This window comes from Streptomyces sp. CB02261 (assembly GCF_001905665.1).
GTDB lineage: Bacteria > Actinomycetota > Actinomycetes > Streptomycetales > Streptomycetaceae > Streptomyces.
In genome coordinates this window covers 62736-81176 of record NZ_LIVX01000008.1, presented here as the reverse complement: position 1 = coordinate 81176, position 18441 = coordinate 62736, and the positions used below count along the sequence as shown (strand labels likewise).

The 18441-nt window shown below is 74.2% G+C and carries 16 protein-coding genes; 9 read left to right on the top strand and 7 right to left on the bottom strand.

Features of this window, described 5'->3' with window-relative positions; genetic code table 11:
• Positions 1–8: 8 nt before the first annotated feature.
• Entirely contained in the window at positions 9–416 is a 408-nt protein-coding gene (locus AMK29_RS25620; protein ID WP_073817403.1) for a VOC family protein, read from the bottom strand.
• Between the two features lie 503 nt (positions 417–919).
• Between AMK29_RS25620 and AMK29_RS25615 the strand changes: the two genes are divergently transcribed.
• Positions 920–1546, top strand: a complete 627-nt coding sequence (locus AMK29_RS25615) for a nucleoside/nucleotide kinase family protein (RefSeq protein WP_073817401.1) — start codon at positions 920–922, stop codon at positions 1544–1546.
• Between the two features lie 43 nt (positions 1547–1589).
• On the opposite strand, the gene AMK29_RS25610 is transcribed toward AMK29_RS25615, so the two are convergent.
• Both AMK29_RS25610 and AMK29_RS25605 read right to left on the bottom strand, forming a co-directional pair.
• Positions 1590–2135 carry a PD40 domain-containing protein gene (locus AMK29_RS25610; protein WP_073817399.1) on the bottom strand — a complete coding sequence of 182 codons (546 nt, stop codon included), beginning with the start codon at positions 2133–2135 and terminating at the stop codon, positions 1590–1592.
• Between the two features lie 143 nt (positions 2136–2278).
• Entirely contained in the window at positions 2279–2998 is a 720-nt protein-coding gene (locus AMK29_RS25605) for a CTP synthase C-terminal region-related (seleno)protein (protein ID WP_073817866.1), read from the bottom strand.
• 309 nt (positions 2999–3307) lie between these two features.
• On the opposite strand from AMK29_RS25605, the gene AMK29_RS25600 reads away from it, so the two are divergent.
• The 4 genes from AMK29_RS25600 to AMK29_RS25585 all read left to right on the top strand — a co-directional run bounded on the left by AMK29_RS25600 (position 3308) and on the right by AMK29_RS25585 (position 6989).
• A complete protein-coding gene (locus AMK29_RS25600; RefSeq protein WP_073817397.1) occupies positions 3308–3832 on the top strand; it encodes a tetratricopeptide repeat protein in 525 nt (174 codons plus the stop codon).
• Between the two features lie 12 nt (positions 3833–3844).
• Positions 3845–4726 (top strand): LysR family transcriptional regulator, encoded by an 882-nt coding sequence (locus AMK29_RS25595; protein ID WP_073817395.1) that lies wholly within the window; start codon positions 3845–3847, stop codon positions 4724–4726.
• Positions 4727–4776: 50 nt separating this feature from the next.
• Positions 4777–5736, top strand: a complete 960-nt coding sequence (locus AMK29_RS25590; RefSeq protein WP_073817392.1) for a hypothetical protein — start codon at positions 4777–4779, stop codon at positions 5734–5736.
• 110 nt (positions 5737–5846) lie between these two features.
• The gene (locus AMK29_RS25585; RefSeq protein ID WP_073817390.1) at positions 5847–6989 is read left to right on the top strand and encodes an aminopeptidase P family protein; all 1143 of its coding nucleotides are present in this window, start codon (positions 5847–5849) and stop codon (positions 6987–6989) included.
• Positions 6990–7007: 18 nt separating this feature from the next.
• Here the strand turns inward: AMK29_RS25585 and treZ are convergent, their stop codons facing one another.
• Positions 7008–8759: a malto-oligosyltrehalose trehalohydrolase gene (gene treZ, locus AMK29_RS25580; RefSeq protein WP_073817387.1), complete on the bottom strand. Its 1752-nt coding sequence runs from the start codon at positions 8757–8759 to the stop codon at positions 7008–7010.
• Between the two features lie 77 nt (positions 8760–8836).
• Positions 8837–9823 (bottom strand): GNAT family N-acetyltransferase, encoded by a 987-nt coding sequence (locus AMK29_RS25575; protein ID WP_073817385.1) that lies wholly within the window; start codon positions 9821–9823, stop codon positions 8837–8839.
• A 297-nt stretch (positions 9824–10120) separates the two neighbouring features.
• Between AMK29_RS25575 and AMK29_RS25570 the strand changes: the two genes are divergently transcribed.
• The 3 genes from AMK29_RS25570 to AMK29_RS25560 all read left to right on the top strand — a co-directional run bounded on the left by AMK29_RS25570 (position 10121) and on the right by AMK29_RS25560 (position 12446).
• A complete protein-coding gene (locus AMK29_RS25570) occupies positions 10121–10669 on the top strand; it encodes a DUF1707 and FHA domain-containing protein (RefSeq protein ID WP_073817382.1) in 549 nt (182 codons plus the stop codon).
• Between the two features lie 129 nt (positions 10670–10798).
• Positions 10799–11845 carry a cytochrome P450 gene (locus AMK29_RS25565; protein ID WP_073817381.1) on the top strand — a complete coding sequence of 349 codons (1047 nt, stop codon included), beginning with the start codon at positions 10799–10801 and terminating at the stop codon, positions 11843–11845.
• 103 nt (positions 11846–11948) lie between these two features.
• Positions 11949–12446: a hypothetical protein gene (locus tag AMK29_RS25560; protein WP_073817378.1), complete on the top strand. Its 498-nt coding sequence runs from the start codon at positions 11949–11951 to the stop codon at positions 12444–12446.
• A gap of 201 nt (positions 12447–12647) precedes the next feature.
• Here the strand turns inward: AMK29_RS25560 and treY are convergent, their stop codons facing one another.
• Positions 12648–14993 carry a malto-oligosyltrehalose synthase gene (gene treY, locus AMK29_RS25555; protein ID WP_073817375.1) on the bottom strand — a complete coding sequence of 782 codons (2346 nt, stop codon included), beginning with the start codon at positions 14991–14993 and terminating at the stop codon, positions 12648–12650.
• A 90-nt stretch (positions 14994–15083) separates the two neighbouring features.
• On the opposite strand from treY, the gene AMK29_RS25550 reads away from it, so the two are divergent.
• Positions 15084–16310, top strand: coding sequence for an MFS transporter (locus AMK29_RS25550; RefSeq protein ID WP_073817864.1), 1227 nt, complete (start codon positions 15084–15086; stop codon positions 16308–16310).
• Here AMK29_RS25550 and glgX read toward each other — a convergent pair.
• Entirely contained in the window at positions 16279–18399 is a 2121-nt protein-coding gene (glgX, locus tag AMK29_RS25545; RefSeq protein WP_073817373.1) for a glycogen debranching protein GlgX, read from the bottom strand. The two genes, AMK29_RS25550 and glgX, sit on opposite strands and share 32 nt — an antisense overlap.
• Between the last annotated feature and the right edge of the window lie 42 nt (positions 18400–18441).

Sequence of the window (18441 nt, the reverse complement as noted above, 5' to 3'; positions counted from 1 at the left end):
CGGACTCCCTAGGCGGCGGGCTGGAGGAGGTCCCAGCGGTTGCCGTACAGGTCCTCGAAGACGGCGACCGAGCCGTAGGGCTCGTGGCGCGGCTCCTCCATGAACTTCACGCCGGCCGCCGTCATCCGGGCGTGGTCGCGGGCGAAGTCCTCGGTGTGGAGGAAGAAACCGACCCGGCCGCCCGTCTGGTTGCCGACGGCCGCCTCCTCGGTCTCGTTCTTGGGGCGGGCCAGGAGCAGACCGGTGTTGCCCAGTCCGCCGACCCCGGCCGCACCGCGTGGACGGACGACGACCCAGCGGGTGCCGTTGCCCCGGTCGGTGTCCTCGACCAGGTCGAAGCCGAGGGCGTCGGTGAAGAAGGCGATGGCCTCGTCGTAGTCACGGACGACGAGAGTCACGAGTGCGATGGACGGCATTACCCCAACGTAATACGCGGAACCGGCAGGAATCTACTCGCGTCAACCCGCGACGACCCGGATGCGACCCTCGTCACGTCGAGGGTCGTACGAGGGTCGGAGAGGGGGCCGGGAGGAGTTCGGGGAGGGGTCCATTAGGCCCTGGGAAGGGGTCGGGCAGAGGGTACGCCCGAGCCGGTGGCCGGTGGCCGGTGGCCGGTGGCCGGTGGCCGGTGGCCGGTGGCCGGTGGGCGGGAGCCCCGGAGCCGGAGCCCCGGAGCCGGAGCCCGGAGCCGTGCGCCCGGAGCCCCGGAGCCGTGAGCCCCGGAGCCCGTGAGCCCGTGAGCCCGGGACCTTGCGACCCCGTGAGCCGGGACCCCCAGGCCCTGCGAGCCCGTGAGCCGGGACCCCCAGGACCCCGCGAGCCCGTGAGCCCGTACGGGACGTCGGTAGCCCGCCGGCCGGCCCTGGCCCGAGTCCCGCGGAGCTGGGCTGCGTCGGGCCCCGATGCGACAATCCCCCACATGGACCCACAGGACCTCGACCCGCTCGCCGCCCGCGCGCTGGCGCTCGTCGCGTCAGGGGGGCGGCGTGTTCTCGGGATCGCCGGGGCGCCCGGTGCCGGGAAGTCCACGCTGGCCGCGCGGCTCGTCGACCGACTGGACGGGGTCGCCGTGCTCGTTCCCATGGACGGGTTCCATCTGGCCCAGGCCGAACTGGAACGCCTCGGCCGGGCCGGCAGGAAGGGCGCGCCCGACACCTTCGACGCCGCCGGGTACGCGGCGCTGCTCGCCCGGCTGCGCGCCCCCGAGCCCGGCACCACCGTCTACGCGCCCGCCTTCGACCGCGCCCTGGAGGAGCCGGTCGCCGGGGCGATCGCCGTCGGCCCCGAGGTGCCGCTCGTCGTCACCGAGGGCAACTACCTCCTGCACGACGAGGGCGCCTGGGCCGCGGTCCTGCCGCTTCTCGACGAGGCCTGGTACCTGGACCTGGACGACCGGCTCCGGGTGCCCCGGCTCGTCGAGCGGCACGTCCGTTTCGGCAAGGACCCGACCCACGCCGAACGCTGGGTCCACGACTCGGACGAGGCGAACGCCCGCCTGGTCGCCCGGGGCCGCGACCGCGCCCACCTCGTCGTGACGATGAGCTGACCGACGAGCGCGACCCCTCAGGCACCTCAGCGCCCCAGATCCCTCAGCTCCAGCGGATCAGCGACACCCGGTGGTCGTCCGCGCCGTCGATGGGCAGGTCCAGGGCGGCGATCTTCACCGGCTGCGCGCCCGGAGAGGCGAAGTCCGCCCGGTACAGCACCCACTGGTCGCCGGCGTTCTTGGACAGGAACACGAGGCTCTTGCCGTCGGGGGAGAGCGTCGGGTCCGTGGTCGCCCGGTCGCTCTCGGGGAGCAGCTCCTCGGTCTTGGTGACGCGCTGGTAGTCCGGGCTGAAGGTGACCTGCGTGAGGCTGTCGTGCAGGCAGACCAGCGTGGTGTCGTCCCGCCAGAAGGCGGGGTCGCAGTGCTCCGGCTTGTCGTTGTTGCCCTTCCGGAGGGCCGCCGACTCGATCTCCTTCAGGAACCCTTCGGCGCCGCGGTCCGCCCGCGCCAGGCCGAGCCCGTCGGCGTTGGTCGTCGCCACGACGCCCGAGGGCGAGACGGGCGAGTCGTACCCGTCCGCCGCCAGGACCGTGGCGGCCGTGGCCCTGTCCTTCGCCACGTGCTCCCCGAGCTGCTCGTACGGCACCAGCTGCGCCGTCGCCGCGGCGGCCTTGGGGTCGCGGAAGCGCTCGGGGTCACGCTGCTGCGCTCCGCCACCAGCTTCCCGTTCTCGGCGGAGAACGACCGCAGCGTCACGCCGTCACCCGCCGTGCCCCGCGAGACCGCGGCTCACCTCGTGAGCGCCGCCGCCTCCCGCGCCGCCACGTGCCGCACCGCCGCCCCCGCGAGCGCCCGGACCAGCGGGTGCGGACGGGTGCCGTCGCCCGCGAGTTCGGGCTGGAAGAGGGTCGCCAGGAAGAAGGGGTGAGAGGGCAGTTCCGCGACCCGGACCCCGCCCTCCTCGTCCGCGCCCGTGAACCGCAGGCCATGGGCCCGCAAGGTGTCCAGATGACGGCTGTCGGGACCGTACTCGCAGTGGTACCGCTCGGTGGTCCGCTCCGCGCCGAGGGCACGCTCGGCGAGGGACCCCGGGGTGACCCGTACGACTCCCTCGTGGCCGACGAGCGAGCAGGCGAGCGGGGCGATCAGGAGATCGTCCGGGTCGGCCGCCGGGTCGGTCTCCGCGTGCGCCGCCGCGGTGAGCCCGCAGACGCTCCGCGCGTACTCCAGGAGCGCGTGCTGGAAGCCGCCGCAGGTGCCGAGGAACGGCACGCCGTCCTCACGGGCCGTACGGATCGCGGCGAGCGCCCCCGCCTCGCTCGCGTACGGGCTGCCCGGCAGCATCCACACCGCGTCGAAGCCCCGCACCGCGCCCGGCGCCTCCGTGTCCCCGGTGCGGATCCAGTACGCGTCGAGGACGAGTCCCTCCCGCTCGGCGAGCGCGTCCAGGAGGACCGGGATCCTCACGTGGGAGCGGATGTGGGGCGAGCGGTCGCCGACCAGGGCGATACGCGGGGTACGAAGGGTGCGGGGGAGCGCGTCGGTACGCGTGGCCGCCGTGGGCGGTGCGTCGGTACGCGTCGCCACCACGGGGAGCGCGTCGGTGCGCGCGGTCACCCCGGGCTGTGCGGCGGTACGCGCGGCCGGAGCGTCCGTGCGCCCGGCCACCCCGGAGGGCGCCCCGGCGCGCGTGGTCACGATCGGAAGGGCGTCTCTGTGCATGGTCATCATGCTGGGCGGCGGCCCCGGTTCACGTCCAACGATGATTCCTGCACCTTCCATCACGAACACTAATGACGGCGTGGATAGGCTGGCCTCATGACGAACGATCAGGAGTGGGAGCGCCGCGTCGCCGCCCTCTGGGAGGACCCCGACGCGTACGAGCCCGCCGACTTCCGTGCCCGCGTCGCCGAACTCGCCGCCGAGCGGCCCGCGGACGACGCCGCCGCCCTCTTCGAACAGGGCGCCGCCCACGACTCCACCGGGGAGCCGGAGGAAGCCGTCCGTCTCTACCAGCGGGCCCTCGACCAGGGCCTCACCGGGCTCCGCCGCCGCCGGGCCGTCATCCAGCTCGCCAGCAGCCTGCGCAACCTCGGCCGCCCCGACCGGAGTGTCGAACTCCTCACCGCCGAGCGGGACATCCCCGCCGACCGGCTCGACGCCGACGAGACCGCGCTCGCCGGAGCCGTCGACGCCTTCCTCGCCCTCGCCCTCGCCGACACCGGGCGCGACCGTGAAGCCGCGTCCCTCGCCCTCGGCGCCCTCGCCCCCCTGCTGCCCCGCTACAACCGCTCCCTCGCCCACTACGCCCGCGCCCTGCTCACCGCCCCCGACGGGTCCTGAGCGGGCACCGGGATGGACCCGCACCTCCTCCGCACGTACGTCACCGTCGTCCGGCTCGCCTCCTTCTCCGCGGCCGCGCGCGAACTGGGCTACACCCAGTCCGCCGTCTCCCAGCACGTCGCAGCCCTGGAGGCCGACCTCGGCCTGCCGCTGCTCACCCGCCGGCCCGTCGCCCCGACCCCGGCGGGCGAGCGGCTCACCGAGCACGCCGGGGCCCTGCTGCTCCGCCTCGACGCGGCCCGCGCCGACCTCGACCGGTTCGCGGCGGCGCCCCGCGCGACCCTGACCGTCGCCGCCTCCCCGCTCGCCCTGCACCCCCGTACCCTCGCCGCCCTCCCCGCCACCGGCGTCACCCTGCGCGGCCTGCCCCGGGAACGGGTGCCCGTCGCCGTCGCCACCGGTGACGCCGACGCCGGACTCGTCGACGGCGTCGCCGCCCCCAGCGACCCGCTGCGGCTCCCCGACATCGCCCCGCTCGCCGCGTCCGGCGTCGCCGAGGAACCCCTCGCCGTCCTCCTGCCCGCGACGCACCCGCTCGCCGGACGCGCCGGCCTCCGTCTCGACGACCTCGCCGACGCCCGCTGGCTCGACGCCCCCGCCGCCGGCATCCCCCTCGAACAGCTCAGGGCCGTCCACGGCGGACCCGCGGGGCGCGGCTTCCGCACCGCCCTGCGGTACGAGGGCACCGACACCCGCACCCTCACCGCCCTGGCCGCCGCCGGCCACGGCCTCGCGCTGCTGCCCCTGCCGGTGGCGGTCGGCACCCCCGGCGCCACCGCGGTACCCCTGACCGAGCCCCGCCTCGTCCACCGCACCGAGCTCCTCCTGCTGGCCGGAGCGCCCGACGAACCGCCTGGTCCGCTGCCCGAGTTCACCCGACGGCTGGGGAGCTGACACCGGCAGTCGCTACGCTGGGGCGCAACGGCGACGGAAGGCGGGCGGGCGTGGGGTGGCTGCGACGGGGACCCAGGCGGGACGGCGACGACGCACCGAGGGATCCCGAGTTCGCGTACTTCTCCCAGCGCGAGGCCGCGCTCTTCCGCGGCCGGGTCCGTGAGACCTTCGCCGAACTCGGCCTGGAGGTCACCGTCTACGCCGACCACGTCATCGACGACAAGGGACGCCGCTTCGGCCTCGGCAACCTCGCCGCCGTCTGCCACCAGGACCGGCGCGGCCCCCGCGTCTGGCCCGGCATGATCGACCGGCACATCGGCCTGGTCGTCCGCGCCATGGACGGCCCCTCCGCGCTCGACACCCTGCCGCCCGAGCAGATCCGCTCCCAGCTCTACCCCCGGGTCGTCAGCGGCGACGGCATCGACGCGGCCGCCTTCGGGTACGCCAGGACCGTCGCCCCCGGCCTCTACGAGATCCTCGCGCTCGACCTGCCGGAGAGCGTCATGATGCTCACCGACGAGGCGCTGGAACGGCTCGGGGACCACGCCAAGCTCCGCGACCGCGCCCTGCGCAACCTGCGCGGGCTGCCCGTCGAGGAGCACGAGACCGTCCGCGACGCCGACGGGATGTGCTTCGAGATCATCCTCGGCGACTCCTTCTACACCGCGAGCCGCGTCCTCGACCTGGACGGGGTCGTCCAGCGCGTCACCGGCCTGCCGCTGGGCGAGCACGGCGCCCTCGTCGCGATGCCCTTCCGGCACCAGCTCGCCTTCCACCCCATCCGTGACACCTCGATCATCCCGGCCCTCGGCGCGATGGCCTCCTTCGCCGCCTCGGGTTACGAGGACGTGCCCGGCGCCATCAGCCCGTACGTCTTCTGGTGGCGCGGCGGCACGCTCACCCAGCTCAGCGAGCACGACGAGGAACGGGGGGACCTGCGGATCGTCGTCGGCGACGACTTCCAGGAGCTCCTGGAGCGGCTCATCGCCCAGGGCCCCGACCGCCGCTGAGCGGTCGCGGCGGCCCCTGCCCCCGGGCAGGATGCTGTACGGCGAGGACGCGTCCGGGAGACCTCGCGGGACGACAGCCCGCGGCACGACGCCGCCGAGAAGGAGCCCCCATGCCGAGCACCGACGCCGTCGAAGAGGTCGTGCCGTTCACCGCGGCCGACTACCGGGCCCGGATGACCCGCGCCGCCGAGTCCGCCGCCGACGCCGGACTCGCGGGCGTCGTCGTCACCCCCGGCCCCGACCTCGTCCACCTCACCGGCTACCGGCCCACCGCGATCACCGAGCGGCTCACCGTCCTCGTCCTCGCCGCCGGCCAGGAGCCGGTCCTCGTCGTGCCCACCCTGGAGGCACCCGACGCGGAGAAGGCCGTCGGCGCGTCCGTACTCACCCTGCGCGACTGGACCGACGGCGACGACCCGTACGCCGTGACCGCGCCCCTGCTCGACGCCGACGGGCGGTTCGGCGTCAGCGACAACGCCTGGGCCATGCACCTCCTCGGCCTCCAGCAGGCCCTGCCCGGCACCTCGTACGTCTCCCTCACCGAGGCCCTGCCGATGCTCCGCGGCGTCAAGGACGCCCACGAACTGGCCCGGATCGCGGCCGCGGGAGCCGCCGCCGACCAGGCGTACGGCGAGATCCTGAAGGTCCGCTTCGAGGGCCGCAGGGAGACCGACGTCGCCGCCGACCTCGCCGCGCTGCTCCTGCGCTTCGGGCACTCCCAGGTCGACTTCACCGTCGTCGGCTCCGGCCCCAACGGCGCCGACCCGCACCACGAGGCCGGCGACCGGGTCATCGAGCGCGGCGACATGGTCGTCCTCGACTTCGGCGGCCTCAAGAACGGCTACGGCTCCGACACCACCCGTACCGTCCACGTCGGCGAGCCCACCGACGAGGAGCGCCGGGTCCACGACCTCGTCCGGGAGGCCCAGCAGGCCGGTTTCGAGGCGGTACGGCCCGGGGTGGCCTGCCAGGACGTCGACCGGGCGGCCCGCAAGGTCATCACGGACGCCGGCTACGGCGCGTACTTCATCCACCGCACCGGCCACGGCATCGGCGTCACCACCCACGAGCCGCCGTACATGATCGAGGGTGAGGAACTCCCCATCGTCCCCGGCATGTGCTTCTCCGTCGAACCGGGCGTCTACCTCCCGGGCCGCTTCGGCGTCCGCATCGAGGACATCGTCACGGCGACCGAGGACGGCGGCGGGCTCCGCTTCAACAACACGCCGCACGAGATGGCGATCGTCGAGTAGCCGCCCGTCGGGGCGGACTCAGCCGTCGGTGAGGACGACCGCCGACTCGCCGGGGAGCCGAAGCGCCCCGTCCGCCGCCGGGGCCTCGACCGGCTCCCAGGCCGCCAGGACCCGGTCCCGGCCGTTGGTGCCGAGCGGGATCACCGCCGGCTCCTTGCCCAGGTTGACCGCCACCCGCAGCACCCCGCGCCGGAACACCAGCCAGCGGGCCTCCTCGTCGAAGGCCACCTTCACCCCCGCAAGGTCCGGGTCCGTCAGGTCCGGCAGGGTGCGGCGCATCGCGATCAGCTCCCGGTGCCAGGCGAGGAGACGCCGGTGCGGGTCCCGCTCCCGCTCGGTCCGGTCGAGGACCGAACGGTCCCGGGTCGCGGGCTCCTGCGGATCGGGGACCTCGTCCTCCGCCCAGCCGTGCTCGGCGAACTCCCGCCGCCTGCCCAGCCGTACCGCCTCCGCGAGCTCCGGATCGGTGTGGTCGGTGAAGTACTGCCAGGGCGTGGTCGCCCCCCACTCCTCGCCCATGAAGAGCATCGGCACCGACGGCGAGGTGAGGACGAGCGTCGCCGCACACGCCAGCAGACCGGGGGAGAGGGATGCCGAGAGCCGGTCGCCCAGGGCGCGGTTGCCGATCTGGTCGTGCGTCTGGGCGTAGCCGAGGAAGCGGTGGGCGGGGGTGCGCTCCCGGTCCACCGGCCGCCCGTGGTGCCGGCCGCGGAAGGCCGAGTACGTGCCGTCGTGGAAGAAGACGTGGGTGAGCGTCTTGGCGAGCGCCGCCATCGGGGCGCGGGCGAAGTCCGCGTAGTAGCCCTGGGCCTCGCCGGTCAGGGCGGTGTGCAGGGAGTGGTGGAAGTCGTCGTTCCACTGGGCGTGCAGGCCCGTCCCTCCGAGCGCGCGCGGTGCGGTCGTCCGCGGGTCGGCGAGATCGGACTCGGCGATCAGGAAGTGCGTACGGCCCTGCTCCCGCGCCAGCTCGTCGACGGCCGCCGACAGCTCCTCCAGGAACGTCAGCGCGCGGGTGTCCGCGAGCGCGTGCACCGCGTCGAGCCGCAGCCCGTCGATCCGGTAGTCCCGCAGCCAGGCGAGCGCGCTGCCCAGGAAGTACGCCCGGACCTCGTCCGAACCCGGCGCGTCCAGGTTCACCGCGGCGCCCCACGGGGTGTGGTGGGTCTCCGTGAAGTACGGCCCGAAGGACGGGAGATAATTCCCCGAGGGCCCCAGATGGTTGTGCACGACGTCCAGGACCACGCCCATGCCGAGCCCGTGCGCCGTGTCCACGAACCGCTTCAGCGCCTCCGGACCGCCGTACGGCTCGTGCACCGCCCACGGCGCCACCCCGTCGTACCCCCAGCCCCGCACCCCGGGGAACGGGCACAGCGGCATCAGCTCCACATGGGTGATGCCGAGGCCCGCGAGCTCCCCGAGGCGCGCGGCGGCCGCGTCCAGGGTCCCTTCCGGGGTGAAGGTCCCCACGTGCAGCTCGTACAGGACCGCGGCCCGCAGCCGCAGCCGCGGGGAGTCGTGCCGCCAGGTGTACGCGGAGTGGTCCACGACTGCGCTGAGCCCGTCGGGGCCGTCCGGCAGCCGGCGGGAACGGGGGTCGGGCAGGACGTGCCCGTCGTCGAGGGCGAAGCCGTACCGGTCGCCGTCCTCCGCGGGCACCACGCCCGTCCACCAGCCGTCCCGCTCGACGTCCCGGTCCAGGGCATGGCCGGAGCCGTTCAGCAGCAGCGTCACCCGGTCACGGGCGTTCGGCGCCCACACCTCGAAGAGCACGGAAATCCCCTCGTCGACGGACCAACCACGCGGTGGACCCGCGCGCCAGCGCATGCCCACCGCGTCCATCCTGGCAGTCAGGACCCTTCCACGCCCGGCGCGTCCCACACGTAGTTGATCGCACGTTCGAAGGTGACATAGCCCGCGCGGGCGAAGGCCGCCGCCATCGGCACGTTCCCCAGGTCCGTCGCCGCCCGGATCCGGGGTACGTCGGCGGCGGCGAGGATCCGGGTCCCCTCCGCCAGGACGTCGTCGATGTGGCCCTGGCCGCGGTGGGCGGGCAGCACGCCGAGGTACGCGATGGTGTGGTGGTAGTTGTTGCGCGCGGGGACGACGAAGCCGACCGGTTCGCCGCTCCCCGGCAGCTGCGCCACCCGCCACCACTCGCGCGGGGACGTGTAGTGCGCGAACTCCTCGTCGAAGTGCAGCTCCGCGGCCTTCCGCGCCGAGAGGCCGGAGGCCAGGTCGGCCTGCCCGTGCGCGTCGAGGGTGCCCTCCATCACGGGCGTCATCAGCGTGACCAGGTCCTCGCGGTCCCGCACCGGACGGAACTCCAGGCGGCCCGTCGGCTCCGGTACGGGGGTGCCGGGCCGCCACTCGAGGCGGAGCCGCTCGACCAACGGGCGGGCACCGGAGCGCTCCAGGACCGAGAACAGGGACTCCAGGAGGGAGCGGGTCTCCGGGACCTCGCGCCAGTCCGCCGGCATGAACCGCCCGAACTCGGGACGCCTGGCGCCCGCCGGGATCACCGCGGCGGTCGCGGTCTCCAGGAGCCGGAGGCCGATCTCGGCGCGCTCCTCGGCGGACAGATCGGGGGAGAGGTCGAAGAAGTCGAGCGCCAGCGGCTGCGCGCCGGCCTTGTTCGTCCACCAGGAGAGCCGGCCGACGAGCCGGTCGCCGTCGAGGGCCACCCACATCCACCCGGGGACCCGGCGCCCGGTGGCGAGGTCGTCGGCGAGTTCGTGGTCGAGCGAGTAGGTCAGGCGGAGGAACAGGTCGAGTTCCCCGGGTCCGGCGAGCGGACGTATGACGAGGTCGTGCGTGGTCGAAGAAGACGCGGTCACGTCGTGGTTCCCCCTGGGGATCTGGTATGGAGTCGCAGACCGTAGCAGCGATCTTGCGGGAGGGATACGGAGTTCCCGGGCCGGGGAGGGGGTGGGGGGTGACCGGGCTCTTCGACGTGTGGCGGGGACGGTTCCGGCGCCCGGCGGGGAACGCCTCCGACGCCCGGCGGGGAACTGGTTCCGGCGTCCGGCGGGGACCGGTTCCGGCGTCCGGCGGGGACCGGTTCCGGCGCCCGCGTGGGGCGCCGACGGGGCCCTTCTGGACACTTCGGGCCCGACGGACCGACAATCACGGGTGTGACGACCCCTTTCGAGCTTCCGGCGAACTCACCTCGGCTGACCGACGCCGAGCGGGACCGCGCGCTGGTGCTGCTCCGTGAGGGCGCCGCTCAGGGCCGCCTCTCGCACGACACGTTCCTCTTCCGGATGGAGCGCGCGCTCCAGGCCCGGCGGCCGGACGAACTCGACCTCCTCACCGCGGACCTGAGGGCCGAGGGCACCTGGACCCGGCGGGTGGTGGGCGCGGTCGAGCGGATGTCCGCGTTCACGGCGAGGCTCGGACGCGCCTGGCACGCGGAGCGGCTGCCGAAGCTGCTGCTGCCCCTGCCCGGCCCGCACCCGCTGCGGATAGGCCGCGACCCGGTGAACGGACTCCGGCTGAGCCACGAGACCGCGTCGCGGATGCACGCCGAGCTCTCGCTGCAGAGCGGGATGTGGGTGCTGCGCGACCTCGGTTCGACGAACGGCACGACCGTCAACGGGCGTCGGGTCACCGGCGCGGTGGTGGTGCGGGCGGGGGACGTCGTCGGCTTTGGTCAGATGTCGTTCCGGCTGTCCCACGGCTGAGGTCCACCCTCAGGACGCGTTCACCCGTTCGGCGGTACGAGGCGGGCGGCTCGGCGCGGGCGGTGATGGGCTGGACGGACGCGCGCCACGATCTCCGGCCGCGCCACCGCCGACCGACAGGGGCCCGCGATGAGCGACGAGCCGAAGCACGGCACAGGCAGCGACCGGCCGAAGGCACCGTCCGGCGACCCGTGGACGCGCCTGCCCTCGATGGCCCCGGCGGCGGCGGTGCCGGTCCGGCCGGCGCCGGGGACCGCCGCGCCGAGAACCGTCGCGCCGAGCCCCCTCGACCCCGGGGCCTCGCTCGACCCGCACGGGATCCACCGGACCCTGCGCGAGGAGTTCCCGCTCACCTACGACCCGCTGCTGCGGGCCTGGGTGCTCTCCCGGTACGCGGACGTGGCCACCGCCCTCACCGACAGCCGCTTCACGCACGGGCACCGCCCGGGGGACCCGCCGTGCGCGCGGGCCCACGTGGACGTCGACGTGGAGGCGCTGCGCTCGGTCACCGAACGCACCGCGCACGTCCTGGCCCACCGGATCGCCGAGCGGCAGCAGGCCGACCTGGTCGCCGACTTCTGCCACTGGCTGCCCGCCGGTACCGTCGCCGCCGCCGTCGGCGTGCCCTACCGCGACATGATGCGGCTCGTGCGCGGCCGGGCCGCCGGGGCGCTGGCGGGAGAGTGCGGCGCGCAGATCGCGGTACGGGAGAAGGCGCTCGCGTCCTTCCTGGCGAACGTCCTGACCGATCCCGACCAGGTCGCCGCGCTCCGTGACGCCCCCGCCGGGCTCGTCGGCCGCGCCTGGACCGAGTCGCTGCGGCGGGACCCGCCGGTGCAGGTCATGGTCCGGCGTACCAGTGCCGAAGTCCCGGTCAGCGGCGGGATGGTGCCGGCCGGGGTGTCCGTCGCCCTGCTCGTCGGCTCGGCGGGACGGGACCCGGAGCGCTTCCGTGAGCCCGACCGCTTCGACCCGCTGCGCGACGACCCGGGCCAGCTCACGTACGGCTCCGGCTTCTGCCCGGCCGTCACCCTCGCCGGGCTCGAAGCCGAGTACGCCGTGCGGGCGCTGTTCACGGCCATGCCGGGGCTCCGTCTCGCCGACGGTTTCCGGCCGACCCAGGCCGGCTTCATCACCAGGGCGCCGCGCAGCCTGATCGTCCGCCCGGGCGGCTGAGGCGCTTTCCGGGGAGCGGCGAGCGGCGTCCCCGACCGCTGCTAGGGTGACGTGCGCTCGTCAAGGAGCCCTCTTTAGTACCACTTTCAACGGGGATTGAAACATGAAGAAGCGTCATGTCCGCGCGATCGCTGTGTTCGGCATCGCGGTGTTCGCCCTGACCGGTGCCCGTGGCTCGGGCGGCGGCGGCTGCGACAACAACAGCAGCAGCAGCGGCAGCTCCAGCAGCAGCAACAACAACGGCAGTGACAACGACAGCACCTCCGGCGGCACGTCCGGCGGCTCCGTGCCCGGCGGCTCCAGCAGCGCCGACAAGGCCGCCCGCGACGTCACGATCGACGAGTGCAAGTACGACCCGGCGACCAAGAACCTCGTCGCCCGGGTCACCGTCAAGAACGACGGCGCGATGGACTACGACTACAACGTCACGATGAAGTTCACCGGCGCGGGCGGCAGTGTCGTCCCGGCGACCGCCATCAAGACCGGCATCGCGGTCGCGGCGGGCTCGTCCGCCAAGGCCGAGCTGTCCACCCCGTACCCCGGAATCGGCGACGGCTCCGAGTACACCAAGTGCGAGGTCTCGCGAGCCTCCCGCTTCTGACCACCCGACGGCCCCGGGGACACCCCCGGGGCCTCGCTCGGTCCCGAGCCCGGTCGCCGCGCCCCGGCCGTCAAGCCCGGTCGCCGGGCCCCGGCCGTCGAGCCCGGTCCCACCGAGCCGGCCACCGAGCTCCGGTCACCGAGCCCCGGCCGTCCAGCTCCAGCCACCGGGGCCTCGGCCGCCGGCTCCGGTCACCGCCCCTCAGTCGCCGAGCCGGGCGAGCAGTGCCACCGGCCGCTCCTCGAAGAGTTCCGCGAGCTTGAGCTCCGTCGCCGGGCCCCCGGTGAACTCCCGGACGCCGTCCAGGACGTCGCCCCAGCGGCCCTCCGGCAGGACCAGCTCCGTGTCCTGCCAGCCGCCCGCCTCCCCGAGGCGCAGCGAGAGCCGGGTGACGGCGGTGACCACCTGACCGGAGCGGGCGAAGGCCAGGCAGTGCGCGGCGGCCGGCCCCTCGGCGGTCAGCGGGGTGTACGTGCCCGTGGCGCCGAAGGCCGCCGGGCGTTCGCGGCGCAGCCGGAGGGCGGCCCGGACCAGGGCCGTACGGTCGTCGTCCGGCCCGACCGCGAACGGGGCCCGGTTGTCCGGGTCGACGAGCGCCCGGTACTCCCGCTCCGTGTTCTGGTAGAGGTCCGGCACCCCCGGCATCGTCAGCTGCGCGAGGAGCACCCCGAGGGCGTGCGCCCGGATGTGCGGCTCCAGGGCGAAGGCCGCCTCCGAGGCGGTCCGGAGCGGGATGTGGCCGGGCCCGGCCGCCGCGAACTCGGCCACCGCCCGCTCGTACTCCGTGTCGGGTTCGGTCCAGCTGGTCCGCAGCCCCGCCTCCCGTACGGCCTTGAGGATCGCGGGACCGAGCCGCTCCGCGTCCGGGACGCCGAACCCGAAGGCGGTCTGCCAGGCCGTCCAGGCCACGTGCGGGTCGGGCGCGGGCACCCCCGCCACCTCCGCGAGGAGCTCGGTCCACACCTGCGGGCACTGGGTGAGGACCGCGATCGCCGCCCGCACGTCGGCGCTGCGCTTGGTGTCGTGGGTGGACAGCACGGTGCCGGTGCCCGGCCAGTCCCGGGCGATCCGGGAGCAGTACGCGTGGAACTCGTCCACCGACACGGCCGGCCGGCCCGCGTCCCCGCCGACCTCGTTCGCCGAGAGCAGCGGGGTGTACCGGTAGAAGGCCGTGTCCTCCACCGACTTGGCCCGCAGGGCCGAGGAGGTCTGCGCGAACCGGGCCCGGAACGCCCGGTGTTCCGGCCCGTCGCCGAGCGTGCCGAGCGCGAGACCGCGCACGACGTCGACCACCGCGGCCTCCTCCGGCACCGCGAACGCGGCCTTCGCGCCGCGCGCCGCCTCCAGGGTCAGCACCTCCTCGCCGCCGGTCCGGTACGCGCGGTAGACGGGGACCCGGACGAGGAGCTCACGGATCGCGGTGCGCAGCGCCCAGGGCGCGTGGTCCCGCAGGGCGGGGTCGGCGGCGCAGATCCGCTCCGCGATCCGGGTGAGGACGGCGGTCTCGGCGGCCAGGTCGTGCCCGACCACCTCGTACGCGGCCCGCCGCTCCGTCGCCTCCCAGTGTCCGCCCCTGTCGCCGGCCTTCCCGACGAACTCGCGGTAGAAGTCCGCCAGTTCGGCGGCCCCCAGTGGATCGGTGAACACCCCGTCGAGATGGCGCAGGGCGTCGTAGCCGGTGGTCCCGGCGACCGGCCAGGCCGTGGGCAGCGTCTCCGTCCCGGTGAGGATCTTCTCGACCACCGTCCAGCAGCGCCCGCCGGTCGCCGCCGCCAGGTCCTCCAGATAGCCCTGCGGGTCGGCGAGCCCGTCCGGGTGGTCGATGCGCAGCCCCTCGACGACCCCGTCCCGGACCAGCTCGACGATCTTCGCGTGGGTCGCGGCGAACACGTCGGGGTCCTCCACCCGCACCCCGATGAGGTCCGAGATGGTGAAGAAGCGGCGGTAGTTGAGCTCGGTGCGGGCCAGGCGCCACCACCCGAGCCGGTACCACTGGGCGTCGAGCATCTCGTCGAGCGGCAGGTTCTCGGTGCCGGGCCGCAGCGGGAACTCCTGGCCGTCCAGGTGCAGCGCCCCGCCGGAGACCCGCAGCCGGTCCCGTACCTCGGGGCGCCGCGCGGGCAGTACGGGCAGCAGCAGCCGCCCGTCCCCGGCCGACCGGTCGATGTCGAACCAGCGGGCGTACGGCGAGTCGGGACCGTCGCGGAGCACCGCGCGCAGCGCCCGGTTGTGCCGTGGCGAGGCGGCCATGTGGTTGGGCACGAGGTCGACGACGAGCCCGAGGCCGTGCGCCCGCGCGGTCGCGGCGAGGGCCCGCAGCCCCTCCTCGCCGCCGAGCTCGGCCCGTACGGACGCGTGGTCGGTGACGTCGTACCCGTGGGTCGAGCCGGGGACCGCCTCCAGGACCGGAGAGAGGTGGAGGTGCGAGATCCCGAGGTCCGCGAGGTGGGGCACGGCCCGCTCGGCGGCGGCGAAGGGAAACTCCGGCTGGAGCTGGAGCCGGTAGGTCGCGGTGGGGAGGGCGGAAAGGGCCGGGAGGGAGGTCATGCGAACGTACGTACCCCGCGGAAGGCCTTCTGTTTCATCGCCCCATGCACCCGTTCGTGTGCATCGCGTTACGTTCGCCCGATGCTCCGGATGTATCGCGACACCCTCTCGCTGCTCGGCCCCGCCCTGCCCGTCGTGTCGTTCCTCGGCCGGCTGCCCACCGCCATGTGCCAGCTCGGCAGCCTGCTCCTGGTCGCCGAGACGACGGGATCCCTCGCCACGGCGGGCCTCACGGGCGGCGCGCTCGCCGCGGGACAGACGGTCGCCGGACCCGTCATCGGCCGGCTCTCCGACCGGCACGGCCAGCGCGGGGTCGTCCTTGCGGCCTCCCTGGCGAACGCGGTCGCCGTCACCGCCCTCGTCCTGGCCGCGCTCGGCCGCGCCCCGACCGGGCCGCTGATGGTCCTCGGCGCGCTCGCCGGGGCCACCGTCCCCCAGGTCGGACCGCTCGCCAGGACCCGCTCGGTGGCCCTGGCCCGTCGCTCCGGCGCGGACGACCGGAGCGTCGGCGCCGTCCTGTCCTTCGAGGGCACCCTCGACGAGGTGTCCTTCGTCCTCGGCCCGGCGCTCGTCGGCCTCGCCGCCGCCCTCGCCCACCCGGCCGCCGCCCTTCTCCTCGCGGCGCTGCTGCTCGCCGTCTGCGGCACGGCCTTCGCCCTCCACCCGACGGCGACGGCCACCGCGCCGGAGAGCCCCGCGTCCACCCGATCGGGTGCCGCCGAACGGACGCGGCTCCCCGGATCGGCCTACGCCCTGCGGGGCGCGATGGTCCTCCAGGGCGCCATGTTCGGCGCCTCCCAGGCCGGGATCACGGCGCTCACCGAGCGGCTGGGCGCCCCCGCCCAGGCCGGTCTGGTCTATGCGGCGATGGGGGTGATGAGCGCCGCCGTCGGCCTCTCGATGGCGGCCGTCCCCGCCGGGATCGGGCTCACGGCCCGCTGGCGCGCCGCGACCGCCGGGCTGGTCGTCCTCTCCGTACCGCTGCTGTTCGTGGGCTCGCTCGGCGCGCTGTACGCGGTCGTGGTCGTCCTCGGCGCCGCGTACGCCCCGCATCTGATCACGGTCTTCGGCCTCACCGAGCGGACCGTCCCCGCCGCCCGGCTCGCCGAGTCCATGGCCTTCCTGACCAGCGGGATCGTCGGGGGGCAGGCCCTCGCCCTCGCCGTCTCCGGGCGGCTCGCCGAAGGCCACGGCGCCCCCGCCGCCTTCGCGGTGGCGGTGGGGGCGGCCGTGGCCTGCGCGCTGCTGTCCTGGGCGGTACGGGTGACGCCTCCCGTACGGGAACTCAGGCCGGCCGTCGCAGAACGGTCAGGCTGAGCGGCGCGAGGGTCACCCGCTCCCCGGCCGCCAGCTCCGGGCCCTCCTGCGGCGGCATGCCCTCCGGGTCGGAGGTGTCCACCACCGTGCGCCAGCAGGCGCCGTGACTGTCGGGCACGGCGAACTCGAGCTCCTTCGACGAGGCGTTGAACATCAGCAGGAAGGAGTCGTCGGCGATCCGCTCCCCCTGGGTGCCCGGCTCCGAGATGGCGTTGCCGTTGAGGAAGACGGTCAGCGCCTGGGCGTGCGCCGCCTGCCAGTCCCGTGCCTTCATCTCCTCGCCCTCGGGCGTGAACCAGGCGATGTCCGTCAGCTCGTCGTGGGTGCCCTCCACCGGCCGCCCGTGGAAGAAGCGGCGGCGGCGGAAGACCGGGTGGTCCCGGCGCAGCCGCACCATCGCCCGGGTGAACCGGAGCAGGGTGGTCTCCGCCTCGCTGTCCGCCTTGGGCCAGTGCACCCACGAGACCTCGTTGTCCTGGCAGTACGCGTTGTTGTTGCCGCCCTGCGTCCGCCCGAACTCGTCGCCGTGGCTGAGCATCGGCACCCCCTGCGACAGCATCAGGGTGGCGATGAAGTTGCGCGTCTGGCGGGCGCGCAGCTCCGCGATCCCGACGTCCTCGGTGTCGCCCTCGGCGCCGCAGTTCCACGAGCGGTTGTGGCTCTCGCCGTCCCGGTTGCCCTCGCCGTTGGCCTCGTTGTGCTTCTCGTTGTACGAGACGAGGTCCCGCAGCGTGAAGCCGTCGTGGCAGGTGACGAAGTTGACCGAGGCGAGCGGCCGCCGCCCGTCGTCCTGGTAGAGGTCGGAGGATCCGGTGAGCCGGGAGGCGAACTCGGCGAGGGTGCGCGGCTCGCCGCGCCACAGATCCCGCACGCAGTCCCGGTACATGCCGTTCCACTCGGTCCACAGCGGCGGGAAGTTGCCCACCTGGTAGCCGCCCTCGCCGACGTCCCAGGGCTCGGCGATCAGCTTCACCTGGCTCACCACGGGGTCCTGCTGGACCAGGTCGAAGAACGAGGACAGTCGGTCCACCTCGTGGAACTGACGGGCCAGGGTGGCCGCCAGGTCGAAGCGGAAGCCGTCCACGTGCATCTCGGTCACCCAGTACCGCAGGCTGTCCATGATCATCTGGAGGACGTGCGGGGACCGCATGAGCAGCGAGTTCCCGGTGCCGGTGGTGTCGTAGTAGTACCGGGGGTCGTCGTCGAGCCGGTAGTACGAGGGGTTGTCCAGGCCCCGGAAGGAGAGCGTCGGCCCCAGGTGGTTGCCCTCGGCGGTGTGGTTGTAGACCACGTCGAGGATGACCTCGATGCCCGCCTGGTGCAGCGCCCGGACCGCCGACTTGAACTCCAGGACCTGCTGGCCCCGGTCGCCCCAGGAGGCGTAGGCGTTGTGCGGGGCGAAGAAGCCGATCGTGTTGTAGCCCCAGTAGTTGGAGAGCCCCGCGTCGACCAGCCGGTGGTCGTTCACGAACTGGTGGACGGGCATCAGTTCGAGCGCGGTCACGCCCAGTTCCTTCAGGTGTCCGATCACCGACGGGTGCGCGAGCCCCGCGTACGTCCCGCGCAGCTCCTCCGGGAGGTCCGGGTGGAGCATCGTGAGGCCCTTCACATGGGCCTCGTAGATCACCGTGTGGTGGTACTCGGTGCGCGGCCGCCGGTCGTCACCCCAGTCGAAGTAGGGGTTGACGACGACCGAGGCCATCGTGTGCGGGCCCGAGTCCAGGTCGTTGCGCGCGTCGGGCCGCCCGAAGGGGTAGCCGTACACCGCCTCGCCCCACTCGATCTGCCCCGACACCGCGCGCGCGTAGGGGTCGAGGAGCAGCTTCGCCGCGTTGCAGCGCAGCCCGCGCTCCGGGGCGTACGGACCGTGCACCCGGAAGCCGTACCGCTGACCGGGCATCACGCCCGGCAGGTACGCGTGCCGTACGAACGCGTCGGTCTCGCGCAGTTCCACCGCCGTCTCCGAGCCGTCGTCATGGAGCAGACACAGCTCGATCCTGTGGGCGGTCTCCGAGAAGACCGCGAAGTTGGTTCCCGCTCCGTCATAGGTGGCGCCCAGTGGGTACGCCTGTCCCGGCCAGACCTGCATGGATACGACTATTCCTCTTCTGTCCGGGTTTGTGGAGATGCT